At 69.0% G+C, this 12,031-nt stretch carries 13 protein-coding genes; 3 read left to right on the top strand and 10 right to left on the bottom strand.

All coding sequences use genetic code 11. The features are described from left to right. The coding region (locus AO501_RS40055; RefSeq protein ID WP_055576940.1) for a PE family protein at window positions 1-2,282 on the bottom strand (2,282 nt) is incomplete at its 3' end. A gap of 145 nt (window positions 2,283-2,427) precedes the next feature. Here AO501_RS40055 and AO501_RS06450 point away from each other — a divergent pair. Next, the gene (locus AO501_RS06450) at window positions 2,428-3,897 is read left to right on the top strand and encodes a flavin-containing monooxygenase (RefSeq protein ID WP_055576939.1); all 1,470 of its coding nucleotides are present in this window, start codon (window positions 2,428-2,430) and stop codon (window positions 3,895-3,897) included. Between the two features lie 7 nt (window positions 3,898-3,904). On the opposite strand, the gene rraA is transcribed toward AO501_RS06450, so the two are convergent. The 8 genes from rraA to AO501_RS37770 all read right to left on the bottom strand — a co-directional run bounded on the left by rraA (window position 3,905) and on the right by AO501_RS37770 (window position 8,654). Further along, entirely contained in the window at window positions 3,905-4,390 is a 486-nt protein-coding gene (gene rraA, locus AO501_RS06445) for a ribonuclease E activity regulator RraA (protein ID WP_055576937.1), read from the bottom strand. A 3-nt stretch (window positions 4,391-4,393) separates the two neighbouring features. Next, window positions 4,394-4,858, bottom strand: coding sequence for a hypothetical protein (locus AO501_RS06440; RefSeq protein WP_055576936.1), 465 nt, complete (start codon window positions 4,856-4,858; stop codon window positions 4,394-4,396). 80 nt (window positions 4,859-4,938) lie between these two features. Further along, a complete protein-coding gene (locus AO501_RS06435; RefSeq protein WP_156452351.1) occupies window positions 4,939-5,142 on the bottom strand; it encodes a hypothetical protein in 204 nt (67 codons plus the stop codon). Beyond that, window positions 5,139-5,792 carry a DUF6474 family protein gene (locus AO501_RS06430; protein ID WP_055576934.1) on the bottom strand — a complete coding sequence of 218 codons (654 nt, stop codon included), beginning with the start codon at window positions 5,790-5,792 and terminating at the stop codon, window positions 5,139-5,141. The genes AO501_RS06435 and AO501_RS06430 overlap by 4 nt, the downstream gene beginning before the upstream one ends. Before the next feature lie 125 nt (window positions 5,793-5,917). Further along, complete coding sequence (locus AO501_RS06425; RefSeq protein WP_055576938.1) at window positions 5,918-6,316, bottom strand: hypothetical protein; 399 nt, start codon at window positions 6,314-6,316, stop codon at window positions 5,918-5,920. A gap of 639 nt (window positions 6,317-6,955) precedes the next feature. Then, window positions 6,956-7,489, bottom strand: coding sequence for a hypothetical protein (locus AO501_RS06420; RefSeq protein WP_055576933.1), 534 nt, complete (start codon window positions 7,487-7,489; stop codon window positions 6,956-6,958). Window positions 7,490-7,711: 222 nt separating this feature from the next. Beyond that, a complete protein-coding gene (locus AO501_RS06415; protein ID WP_055576932.1) occupies window positions 7,712-8,335 on the bottom strand; it encodes a superoxide dismutase in 624 nt (207 codons plus the stop codon). Window positions 8,336-8,501: 166 nt separating this feature from the next. Then, window positions 8,502-8,654 carry a hypothetical protein gene (locus AO501_RS37770; RefSeq protein WP_162951590.1) on the bottom strand — a complete coding sequence of 51 codons (153 nt, stop codon included), beginning with the start codon at window positions 8,652-8,654 and terminating at the stop codon, window positions 8,502-8,504. A 497-nt stretch (window positions 8,655-9,151) separates the two neighbouring features. Between AO501_RS37770 and AO501_RS06410 the strand changes: the two genes are divergently transcribed. Together AO501_RS06410 and AO501_RS06405 are read left to right on the top strand one after the other, a co-directional pair. Then, window positions 9,152-10,198 (top strand): DUF4328 domain-containing protein, encoded by a 1,047-nt coding sequence (locus tag AO501_RS06410; RefSeq protein WP_055576931.1) that lies wholly within the window; start codon window positions 9,152-9,154, stop codon window positions 10,196-10,198. A gap of 4 nt (window positions 10,199-10,202) precedes the next feature. After that, window positions 10,203-11,027: a glycerophosphodiester phosphodiesterase gene (locus AO501_RS06405; protein ID WP_055576930.1), complete on the top strand. Its 825-nt coding sequence runs from the start codon at window positions 10,203-10,205 to the stop codon at window positions 11,025-11,027. 19 nt (window positions 11,028-11,046) lie between these two features. Here the strand turns inward: AO501_RS06405 and AO501_RS06400 are convergent, their stop codons facing one another. Further along, complete coding sequence (locus AO501_RS06400; RefSeq protein ID WP_082658427.1) at window positions 11,047-11,991, bottom strand: LCP family protein; 945 nt, start codon at window positions 11,989-11,991, stop codon at window positions 11,047-11,049. Window positions 11,992-12,031 lie beyond the last annotated feature (40 nt).

Here is a 12,031-nt window from a genome sequence, read left to right as displayed (position 1 = left end):
CCGCCCGCCCCGCCCGCGCCGCCTTGAGCACCACCGCCGCCGCTGCCACCGGATCCGCCCTCGTCAAACAGTGTGCCGGCGCCTCCGGTGCCGCCGTTACCACCGACGTCGACGCCGAATCCGCCGTCGCCGCCGGCGCCAGCCGGAGTGAACAAACCGCCAGCGCCGCCGGTACCGCCACGGCCCCCTTGGCTCCAACCGTAGGAACCGGTTCCGCCGTCACCGGCGGCACCGACCGCACCGGCCGTGCCGCCCACTCCACCATTCCCGCCCACGAAGCCGAGGCCGCCGTTGCCGCCTCTGCCGCCGTGGAAGCCGAGGCTCCCGGCCGCACCGCCGCCTCCGCCGGCGCCGCCGACACCGGTCGCGATGTCGAGGGCGGTCCCGCCGGTCCCGCCGGCACCGCCGTTGCCGGACAGCCACCCGCCCGGGGTGCCATCGCTGCCGGACCCCGCGGCGCCGCTGATGCCGTTGCCGATCAGCGGGCGACCGGTCAGCTGCTGGACCGGCCCGTTGATGGTGTCGAACACGCCCTGCAGCGGGCCGCCGGAACCTGCTTTGCCGATCAGGCCGTCGGTGGCGCCGGTGCCGGGATTACCGGCGAGGCCGCCGGCACCGATCAGCCCGGCTGCGCCACCGTCGCCACCGTCGCCGCCGACCGTGATGCCCTGGCCCCCGGCGCCGCCGCTGCCGGCATCGCCGAAGGACCCGGAGGCACCGCCGTGACCGCCGCTGCCGCCGACTTGGCCGAAGCCGCCGATGCCGCCGGCGCCGCCCACACCGCCGAATAGGCCCCCGCTACCGCCGTTGCCGCCGGCACCGCCGGGGCCGACGGGATTGGCACCGCCCGCGCCGCCGGCTCCGCCCGCGCCGGAGACGATGCCGCCGTTGCCGCCGTGGCCGCCGGCGCCCGATCGCGGGTTGAGGGGGTTCGCGGCCTGCGAGGACCCGCCCGTGCCTCCGGAGCCGCCGGAGCCGAACCACGTGCCACTGCCGCCGTTCCCGCCGGCGCCACCGCTGCCGTTCGCCCCGGCCGCGCCGCCGTTGCCGCCGGCACCCCCGGTGATGCCGAAGAGCCCAGCGGCCCCGCCGTCGCCGCCGGCGCCCCCGGCGTCGTTACCGAAGCCGCCGGTGCCACCGCTGCCGCCCCAGGTCATCAGGCCGCCGTTGCCGCCGGCGCCCCCCGTGCCACCTGTCGCGGTGCCGCTGCCGCCTGCCCCGCCGACGCCGCCGGCGCTGAGTAGGCCGCCAGTCCCGCCGGCGCCGCCGGCCCCGCCGAGGGTGCCCGCGCCGCCGTCACCACCGCTGCCGCCCGCGTGGAAGAGTCCGCCGGCGCCGCCCAGGCCGCCCGTGCCACCGGTGCCGCTCGCCCCGAGGCCGCCACCGCCACCGTCCCCGGCCATCCCGAACATGCCGGCCGCCCCGCCGGTCCCGCCGGTGCCGCCACTGGCGCCGTACCCTCCGTTGCCGCCGGTTCCGCCGTGACCGCCCAACAACCCGGATGCCCCGCCGGCGCCGCCAGCACCGCCATTGACCGCAGCGTTGCGCGCGGATCCGCCGATGCCGCCGCTGCCCCCGCTGCCGAACAACCCGCCCGCGCCGCCGTTACCACCGGCTCCTGCGGCCGACGCCGACGCACCTCCCGCAGTTCCACCGATTCCGCCGGCGCCGCCGGTGCCAAACAGCCACCCGCCGGCTCCACCGGCACCGCCTGCCCCACCGCCCCCGGTGCCGGTGGACTCACCGCCGGCTCCGCCGGCTCCGCCGTTGCCGAACAGTCCGGCCGCTCCTCCGGCGCCACCTGCCTGACCGCTGACACCGGAGGCGCCGGAGCCGCCCGCACCACCGTTTCCCCACAGCCAACCGCCCGGTGCGCCGTTCGCGCCGCTGCCGGGAGCGCCGTTGCCGCCGTTTCCCGTCAACGGTCGCCCGGTAAAGGTCTGTACCTGGGTGTTAACCGCGGTCAGCAGCTGCTGTAGGGGATTGCCGGCTGCCGCCACGTTCACCGCCTCCGCCGCCGAGTAGGCCGCCGCGCCACTGGTGAGGGTCTGCACGAAGCGGCTGTGCAACGCCGATACCTGATTGCTGAGTTCTTGATAGCTCTGGCCGTGCGCGGAGAACAGCTCCGCGATCGCCGCCGAGACGTCATCTTCGGCGGCTGCCATGAGCTGCGTCGTGCCGCCGGCCGCGGCGAGATTGGCCTCCGCCAGGGTCGACCCCAGAATCGCCAGGCGCTCGGCGGACGACCGCAACACCTCTGGCAGTGCAACAACGAATGACACGTGACGGACCCCCCTGGCATGACGCTGCGGAATATAACCCTGCCCCTCCGCTTGGAAGAGCATATTCGCAGCTCTCTTGCGGTTTCCATGCAATCGGTCGACATCTCGTTGACCGACTCGACACCGCGTTGATAGCGTGGCCGACATGACTGAGCACCTTGACGTCGTCATCGTGGGCGCAGGCATCTCGGGGGTCAGCGCGGCCTGGCATCTGCAGGACCGGTGCCCGACGAAGAGCTTCGCCATCCTGGAGAAGCGGGCGGACATGGGCGGCACCTGGGACCTGTTCCGCTACCCGGGCATCCGTTCCGACTCGGACATGTACACGCTGGGTTTCCGCTTCCGGCCCTGGACCGAACGCCAGGCCATCGCCGACGGCAAGCCGATCCTGGACTACGTCAAGAGCACCGCTGCCATGTACGGCATCGACAAGCACATCCGCTTCCAGCAGCGGGTGATCGCCGCTGACTGGTCCACCGCCGACAACCGGTGGACCCTGCAGATCGACAGCAATGGCACGCGAAGCGAACTCACCTGCTCGTTCCTGTTCCTGTGCAGCGGCTACTACAACTACGAAAAGGGTTACGCGCCCACCTTCACCGGCGCCGAGGACTTCACCGGTCCGATCATCCACCCCCAGCACTGGCCCGAGGACCTCGACTACCAGGACAAGAACATCGTGGTGATCGGCAGTGGCGCGACGGCCGTGACTCTGGTTCCGGCACTTGCCAATTCGGGTGCCAAGCACGTCACAATGCTGCAGCGCTCGCCGACCTACATCGTGTCGCAGCCGGAGGCGGACGGCATCGCCGACAAGCTCAACCGCTACCTGCCGGAGAAAGCGGCCTACACCGCGATCCGGTGGAAGAACGTGGTGCGGCAGGCGGCCGTCTACGGTGCCTGCAAGAAGTGGCCCCGGCGGATGCGAAAGACCTTGATGGGCCTCGCCCAGCGCCAATTGCCCGAAGGTTACGACGTGCGAAAGCATTTCGGGCCGCACTACAGCCCGTGGGACCAGCGGTTGTGTCTGGTGCCCAACGGCGACCTGTTCCGCGCCATCCGGCATGGCAAGGCCGACGTGGTGACCGACACCATCGAGCGGTTCACTGCTACCGGACTGCGGCTCAACTCCGGCACCGAGTTGCAGGCCGACATCATCGTCACCGCAACGGGTTTGAACCTGCAACTGTTTGGCGGCGCGACCACCAGCATCGACGGCGAGCCACTGGATCTGACCAAGACGATGGCCTACAAGGGCATGATGCTCTCCGGCATCCCGAACATGGTCTACACCGTCGGCTACACCAACGCGTCGTGGACGCTCAAGGCGGACCTGGTTTCTGAATTCGCTTGCCGCCTGATCAATTACATGGACGACAAGGGTTATGACACCGTGGTGGTCGACGAGCCGGCCCCCGACGTCGAGGACCGTCCTTTCATGGAGTTCACTCCGGGTTACGTGCTGCGCTCGCTGGATGAGTTGCCGAAGCAGGGCTCGCGTACGCCATGGCGGCTGAACCAGAACTATCTGCGTGACATCCACCTGATCCGGCGGGGCAAGATCGCCGACGAAGGTCTGCGGTTTGCCAAAAAGCCCGCACCGGTGACGGTCTGAGCGCGGTTCAATCTCCTGCAGCGACGACGACAACGCCGTCGTCGTCGCTGTAGGCTACTTCGCCCGGCACGAATATCACACCGCCCAAAGCGATTTCGACGTCACGATCCCCGGCGCCGGTCTTGGTGCTCTTGCGGGGGTTGGTGCCCAGGGCCTTGATGCCGATGTCGATGCCGCGCAGGGCGGCGGCGTCGCGTACCGCGCCGTTGACGATCAGGCCGGCCCAGCCGTTGGAGCGGGCCAGTTCGGCGATCAGATCGCCGACCAGTGCGGTGTGAAGTGAGCCGCCGCCGTCGATCACCAGGACCCCGCCGTCACCGGGCTCCGACAGTATCGACTTCAGCAGAGCGTTGTCCTGAAAGCAGCGGACGGTGCTGATCGGTCCGGCGAATTCCGTGCGGGCGCCGAACTGCCGGAATTGCACATCGCAGCTGCGGACGTCGGGTCCGATGTCATCGACGAGGTCAGCCGTCGGGCGGAAGGCCACCGTCATCGATCAGCGGCGGCGCAGTTGCCGGACCAACAGCATGGCCAGCAGGCTCAGTGTGATCGCGACCAACCACGGGCCGGGGGATTGCAGCGGCGACGACTCGGAGGGCTCCAGCGGCAGTGCATTCTCCGCCTTTTCCACGGTCGACTTCGCTTGTGCGGCAGCATCTTTGGCGGCGGCGAGTTGTCCGTTCGTTTCTGCGCGCTGCTGCAGGTCGGCGGGCGCCTCGGCGGGCTGCTCCACCAACTTCGGGGCCGGCTGTGCCTCCTTGGCGGGGACCTTCTTGGCCGGTGCCTTCTTCGCGGGCGCTTTCTTGGCCGGCACTTTGGCCGGCCCACCTCCGGTGGCGGCCTTCTTGGCCGGTGCCTTCTTGGCCGGCGCTTTAGCGGCCGTGGCCTTCTTGGCGGGGGCCTTCTTGGCCGGCGGGCCGGATTGAGGCTCGCTTTCGGGTCGATCCTGCGGGTCTGCCATGCGGCCGCTCCTTTGCAGCTTGGTTCGTTGCTAGTAGGTCGCTCGAGGCTCGGGTCCCATCATGCCAGGACACGCGGGGGCTACGGCCTGCGCCGTACGGACCAGAACGCGACGACCGCGACCGCGGCGATGGCTCCCACCGCGAAGGGCCAGGCGGGTAGCTCGCCGTCCGGATCACGGCCCGCACCGGCGTCCGCTGAGGCCGTGCCTGCGGTCAGGACGGCGATGATCGCCATGCCCGCCCACAGCGACGCCACCGGCAGCATCCGATTCACCATCGTCACAGGCCGAGGCGGGCCAGCAGGTCGCCTTCGATCCCGTCGAGCTGCGTCGAGATGGCGGCGTGCGCGGCCCGCCGCCGTTGGGTCGGCATGTTCTCCGCGGCGGTGATCGCGGCGGACAGGTCGGCGAGACGCTCACTGATGGCCGCGACGAACTGCTTGGTTTCCGGATCCTTAGGCTTCTTCTCTTGCACCGCCCGCAGCGACTGCTCGGCCCCGGCGACCCGGGCCGACAACCGCGCGCCGTGCCCGGAGAACTGGCCGATCTGAGCCAGCGGGATGCCGAGTTGATCGGCCCGGCGCTGGTCGATCATCCCGCGGGCGGCGATGGCAGCCCGGTAGATCAGTGGCGCCAGCACCGGTGCCAGCAGGCGGGACACCGTCAGGGTCCGGCGGATTCGGGTCGGCGAAAGGAGCCGGCCTTCGCGTGCCGCTTTGAGCTCGGTCTCGGCAACCTTCAGCGCCACCCGATCGCTGTCCTTCTGCGCCTTGAGCTGGGCGGCGAGCGCCTTGTCGGCCGCCTTCTGAGCAGACTTGATGCGCCGCCGCTCGTTCTTCGCCGACAGGCGGGCCTCCAGCTTCGCGCGGGCCTTGATCGCGCGGGCTTCGGCGCGACGGGTCGCACGGCTCTTTCGCTTGCGGAACAGGCCCATTCCCGGCCGCCCTCCCGGTATCTCGTGATGTGACGCGATGCGTGTGCGAGCGCTGGGCCAACCCTAATCCGAGCAGGCCGAGTCCAGGTCGCCAGGTCAGGTCTGGACCCACCGGCCAACCGGTCTCAGGCGTCGAGGCCTTCGGCGCGGCGCAAATCGTCGATCCGGTCCAGCACCTTCTGCTGGGCTTCCGGGGACAGTCCGTGTGCCTTCGCGGCGATACGGCGCACGCCGTCGTCGCGCACGGTCGCGTAGAACTGCAACTCCTTGTCGAGCTTCTCGTAATACTCGTCGTCGGTGAAGTACGAGGACTTGATCCGGAAGAAGTTGGCGAGGGCGGCCATGGTTGCTGACGACGGGTTCGTGCGGTTGCCGGAACGTAGCTGCGACAAATAGGGAGCCGACATCGTGACGCCCTCCGCCTTGAGCGCGGCGATCACCTCCGCCGAGGTGTGCGGGCCCCTACCCGGTGGATAAACCGTGTCAAACAGGCGGTTCAGGCGGGCAGCGAACGTCGTGCTCATCGATATGACCTCCACCGGGGCTATAAGAGCAAACGGTATCAATAGGTATTTGCTGATCATGGTAGCGACTGATCTTGTCCGCCACCAAGTGCAAACCTGATCGTAGCCGGTTCCTACATGTGGGGCGACCGGGCTCGGCACCCCCGATGAGCATTAGAACGAATTGACCGAGTGTCCACGAATTGACCGGATTTCACAGGTTATCCGCAGAATACACGGTTCCGGGCGGTGCCCTGAGTGGCCGTCGGCGCCGCTGACGGCCATCGCCGGCGCCTTTCGCGAGCCGCGGACGGAGGGCTCTGGGCAACGAGCGGCCGGCGGAAAAGCGACCGCTGGTCACTTTGCTGCTCGGTGCCTGTGCACCCTACGCCGACGCACCGTCGTCGCGGCACGTGGCCAGGATGAGCGGTTGGGCGGGGGCTGCCGAACCGCCCGCCGCCCGAGTCGCACGCCAGGCACGGCTCGGGTGGTCTGCGGTGTCGAGGCGGCGCGTCCGACGTCCGGGCGAGCCGGCCGCGCGGCTGGTTTGAGAGTTTGCGCCGCGGCCACCGGCGCCGTCACCGTGAACACGCAGAGGCGGCGCTCAGAAGTGGTCCCGCAGCAGGGTGGCGACCCCCGGATACCCGACGCGCACCGGCCCTAGGCGGCGAGCAGCATCGCCAGAATCGCGGTATCCGGATGGCTGATCGGGTCCACGCCGACGCGGCTCACCATCGAGGTGATGGTGCCGTCGGCCTCGGCTTCCACCCATGCGGCCCGGTGTTCCAGTCCCAGGTACGGCAAGCCGGGCAGCAGCACGCAGCCCGAGGCGGCGCCGGTGCACTCCGGCAGGGACGGTGTCGTCTCCGAGGGCGGGTGCAGCATCAGCAGTGCGGGAGGCTGGTGGTCGGCGAAATACCCTGGCTGAATGGCCGTTTCGCCGAACACTGTGCCCTCGGCGAGGACGAGACCGACGGTCCCGGGCTCGGGCTCGTCCGGCAGTTCTTCGCGGGCGCCGAACACCGTTGTGGTGGAAAGCAATCCGGGCAGTGACGCCACCCGGACGGCGACCATCAGCAGCTGCGCCCATTCCTTGGTGGAATCGGGCCAACGCCCGGAGATCACAAACCCTTTCAGGGCACCGCGAGCATGAAAGGGAGACACCCCTATAGGCCGGCCAGACCCAGCATCCATCTTTGCCCTCCGTGACGCCTTCATCCGAAGTAACCACGCTGGTAGCTCGAACAAATGTTAGCTCGAATGATCAAGCATGCGCGGGGTTTTGGCCCCGTGCAACTCGACACGGCCGACGGATGGCCATGTTACGGATCAGCAACCTGCCGCCCGGACGTATGACGCCAAAAGACAAGGGCGCCGCGCGATGTCGCGCGACGCCCCAGTCCTCGAGACGGACGGTCAGGGGAAGATCAACCCCGAGGTCTTCGAAGTGGCGGCTTCGTAGCGGGACTGCACGTCCGCCCAGTTGACCACGTTCCAGAACGCCTTGACGTAGTCCGCCTTGACGTTCTTGTACTGCAGGTAGAAAGCGTGCTCCCACATGTCGACCTGCAACAGCGGAATGACGCCGAGCGGGACATTGGCCTGCTGGTCGTAGAGCTGGAACGTCAACAGCCTGCCGCCCAGGGTGTCGTAGCCCAATACGGCCCAGCCGGAACCCTGCAGGCCGTTGGCAGCCGCACTGAACTGAGCCTGGAACTTGTCGAACGAGCCGAACTGGTCGTCGATCGCGGCGGCCAGGTCGCCAGTCGGCTTGTCGCCGCCGTCCGGCGAGAGGTTCTTCCACCAGATGGAGTGGTTGACGTGTCCGCCCAGGTGGAAAGCCAGGTTCTTCTCGTTCAAGAAGATGGCCGAGTGGTCGCCCTTGGCGCGTGCCTCTTCGAGCTTCGCGACGGCGTCGTTGACGCCTTTGACGTAGGTGGCGTGGTGCTTGCTGTGGTGGATCTCGTTGATCTGACCAGAGATGTGCGGCTCTAGTGCTGCGTAGTCCCAGTCCAAGTCGGGCAGGGTGTATTCAGCCACGGCTTTCCTTCCTTCGATGAGCGGATCGTCTGACGTGTCATTCGCGGGGTCCCGCCACGCGGCAACCTGGCATGTTCAACCCTGCTCCATGACCGCGCGTGCCGCAAGGACGACCCCCCGCAACACCCGCCCCGAGTACCCCGTGCCGGCGCGAATCAAGCTGGGATCAGGACAACGCGATCAGGGCGAGCACCGCCAGCAGCGCCAGAGCGATCAGACCGGCACGCAGCGCGGCGACGACATAGGCCTGGTTCCAGGCGGGGGACCCCGAGTACGAGTTCGACGGCGTCGAACCCGGACCGAACGAATGAGTGGCCATCAAATGCCTTCCAAACTGCACGTCCACCTCGCCGCCAAAGAGTCGAGTGAGGTGAGTCACAATGAAGCTCCGCGTCCGCGATCATAACCCTAGAAACTCAGCTTGGAAAACCGGACGGCGGCGCGCCTTTGCGGTGGTGGGCGGGCTGCGGCGGCGCCAACATCATGGTGCGTAAATCGAACGTTTTGCGGCTCGAGTGACCGGGTATTCCTGCGAGTCAGTTCGGCGATCCATTCGCTCGAGGCACCGTCAGGCTGTCGATTGACACGTCCCGTTACCGCGGTGTTATCCACAGTTGCAGCGAAATCTGGCCGATAGAGGCTGTCTCCACCACCCATCCCAATTGTGGATAAACCTGTGGAAATTGTGGATAGCTCCATTTAGCTGTGTCCTACGTCACGCCTAGTTGTCGCGTGGCGCCTGTTGACCACCCCAGTGCCTGTGCTATGCGGCCGCCGCTCCGTGGGATGTCGACCGTCACCTATTAGGCTGGTCCGGTGATTCAGGTGTGCTCCCAGTGCGGCACGCGGTGGAATGTGCGCGAACGCCAGCGCACCTGGTGCCCCCGCTGCCGAGGCGCGCTGATGGCGCCGCTGGCCGAGACGCCCCCGGGCGATCCCCGGTGGAGCGCTCAGGCCGGTCCGCAGCCGGTGCCCGCACAGCGCACCCCACCCCGCCTACCGCCGGGTTTCCGGTGGATAGCGGTGCGTCCCGGGGCCGCGCCGCCGATCCGGCGGACACGACGCCCGCTGGGGCCGACCCCGCGGTACGCCGCGATTCCCCGCTGGGGCCTGGTGGACCACGTAAGTCCGGCTGCGGCCACGCCGCCGGAGGCCGCCGTGAAGGCCGGGCCGAGCCCCGAGATCGTGCGCGTGCTGATGTTCGCGACCCAGTTGGTGCTCGCGGGCGCCGCACTGGTGTACGCGGTCCGCTACGGGCTGCTGATCTACAACCGCAACTCGCTGCTGAATTCGCTGGTCGCGCTCGCCGCGGACTGGCTGGGAATCGCCGCCAGTGTGGCGGCGATGGCGGCCCTGCTGTGGTGCTTCGTGGTACTTGTGAAGTGGTTGATCGCCCGGCGTGCCGCCGCATTCAGCTACCACGGTCTGCCCGAACATCGGTCGGCCCGACGGTTATGGGCCGGCTGCCTGCTGCCCTTCGCCAACCTCGTGATGGCGCCCGTCTACGTGATCGAACTGGCCCTCGTCGAAGATCACTACGAGCGGGTGCGCAGGCCGATCTACCTGTGGTGGCTCGCGTGGGTCGTCAGCTACCTGGTGTCTCTGTTCGCCATCGCGACCAGCTTGTCCAGCGACGCGCAGGGCATCGCCAACAACACCGTGATGGTGGTGTTCGCATACCTGGTTGCCGCGGTCACCATCACCGGGGTCGCCCGCGTCTTCGAGGGATTCGAGCGCAAGCCCGTGGAGCGGCCCGCGCACCGGTGGCTTGTCGTGCCGGCCGATCAACCCGCCCCGTCGTCAGCCGCGCCGTCGTCAGCACCTGCTCCGGTTGAGCCGGAGGGACAGGAACCGGCAGCATAGGCGTATGACGCGGGCGGATGAGGTCCTCGCCGGGCACCCTTTCGTGGTTGCCCACCGGGGTGCGTCGTCGTCTCGTCCCGAGCACACCCTGGCCGCCTATGACCTGGCTCTGAAAGAGGGCGCCGACGGCGTGGAATGCGATGTCCGCCTGTCCCGCGACGGTCACTTGGTGTGCGTCCATGACCGCCGGCTGGACCGCACCTCGACCGGCGAGGGGCTGGTCAGCACCACGACGCTGGCCGAGCTGCGCGAACTGGAATACGGCGTGTGGCATGACAGCTGGCGGTCGGACGGCGCGCACGGTGACACCGGCCTGTTGACACTCGACGCGCTCGTGGCGATGGTGCTGGACTGGCACCGGCCGGTGAAGATCTTCGTCGAGACCAAGCATCCGGTCAGGTACGGCTCACTGGTGGAAAGCAAGCTGCTGGCGCTGTTGCACCGCTTCGGCATCGCCGCACCGCCGTCTGCCGACCGATCGCGCGCGGTGGTGATGTCGTTCTCGGCCGCGGCGGTGTGGCGCGTTCGCCGGGCGGCGCCGATGTTGCCCACGGTGTTACTGGGCAAAACGGGCCGCTACCTGACCAGCAGCGCCGCCACCGCCGTGGGGGCCACCGCGGTGGGGCCGTCGCTGGCCGCCCTGCGGGATTACCCGCAACTGGTGGACCGTTCGGCCGCGCAGGGCAGGTCGGTCTACTGCTGGACCGTCGATGAGTACGACGACATCGACTTCTGCCGCGAGGTGGGGGTGGCGTGGATCGCCACCAATCACCCGGGCCGCACCAAGGCGTGGCTGGAGAAGCGGAAGGCGAGCGAGAGCAGCGGTTGACAGGCGCGGTCCCGGCTCGTTACGGCTGGTCCTGCAGCGCGCCGGGCGGCACCGGCGCGTCTGCGGCCAGCGCCTCGAACAGGGCGCTTGCGGCGTCGTGATTCCACACCACCACCGAGCCCACGCCGGTGTCGGTGAACTCCCCGATCGGCACCGTCATCGGGGTGGTGGCGCCGTGCAACGCCCAGCCGAGCCGGGCCAGGTCCCAGGCGTGGTCTCCGCGGTCGACGGTCAGCGCACCGGCCGCCGCGCGTGGGACCGAGTACCAACGCCACGGGTTGAGCCACACCGCCGGGCTGCCGGCCCGGTGCAGCAGCGCCGACATGAACTGCCGTTGATTGATCATGCGGTCCAGATCCGCCCGCGGGGTGGCCCGAGTCCTGACGTAACCCAATGCGCTGCGCCCGTCCAGCTGCTGGCACCCGGCGTGCAGGTCCAGGCCCGCCAGGGGATCGCGCATCGGCTCGGTAGGGCAGACCGTCACCCCGCCCAGCGCGTCGACGAGACCGGCGAAGCCGCCGAACCCGACCTCGGCGTAGTGGTCCAGGCGCAGGCCGGTGGCCTGCTCGACGGTCTGCGCCAGCAATGGCGCACCGCCCATCGAGAAGGCGGCGTTGATCTTGTCGCGGCCATGCCCCGGGATCGGCACGTAGGAGTCGCGGGGTATCGACACCAGCGTGGTCCGTGCGTTGGACCCGATCCCCGGCACGTGCACCAGCATCATCGTGTCGGTACGGCCGGTGCCGACGTCGCCCCCGGTGGCCAGCTGGTCCTGCTGCTCGGGGGTCAGGTCCTGGCGGCTGTCCGATCCGACGAGCAACCAGTTGGTCCCGCGACCGGGAGCGGGACGGTCTGCGTAGTCGGCGAGCACCGACTGGCGGTGCACGGCGGAGTCGAACCACAGCATGCCGCCCAGCACGCCCGCGGTCGCCAGCAGCAGCAGTGTGACCAGGCCGAGGGCGATGGTGCGGAGCCGGCGGCGCTTGGCGCGCTTCGACCGGCGG

Origin of the sequence: Mycobacterium gordonae (assembly GCF_001417955.2) — a bacterium.
Classification (GTDB): domain Bacteria; phylum Actinomycetota; class Actinomycetes; order Mycobacteriales; family Mycobacteriaceae; genus Mycobacterium; species Mycobacterium gordonae_B.
The sequence above is the reverse complement of the archived record's forward strand: the minus strand, read 5'-3'. Positions and strand labels throughout refer to the sequence as shown.

Bases quoted from the DNA above. Each gene is read 5' to 3' on its own strand.
- AO501_RS37770 (WP_162951590.1), bottom strand. From the start codon at position 8,654: ATGGCCACTCATTCGTTCGGTCCGGGTTCGACGCCGTCGAACTCGTAC.
- AO501_RS06430 (WP_055576934.1), bottom strand. From the start codon at position 5,792: ATGGGCCTGTTCCGCAAGCGAAAGAGCCGTGCGACCCGTCGCGCCGAA.
- AO501_RS06450 (WP_055576939.1), top strand. From the start codon at position 2,428: ATGACTGAGCACCTTGACGTCGTCATCGTGGGCGCAGGCATCTCGGGG.
- AO501_RS06405 (WP_055576930.1), top strand. From the start codon at position 10,203: ATGACGCGGGCGGATGAGGTCCTCGCCGGGCACCCTTTCGTGGTTGCC.
- AO501_RS06420 (WP_055576933.1), bottom strand. From the start codon at position 7,489: ATGGATGCTGGGTCTGGCCGGCCTATAGGGGTGTCTCCCTTTCATGCT.
- rraA (WP_055576937.1), bottom strand. From the start codon at position 4,390: ATGACGGTGGCCTTCCGCCCGACGGCTGACCTCGTCGATGACATCGGA.
- AO501_RS06425 (WP_055576938.1), bottom strand. From the start codon at position 6,316: ATGAGCACGACGTTCGCTGCCCGCCTGAACCGCCTGTTTGACACGGTT.
- AO501_RS06440 (WP_055576936.1), bottom strand. From the start codon at position 4,858: ATGGCAGACCCGCAGGATCGACCCGAAAGCGAGCCTCAATCCGGCCCG.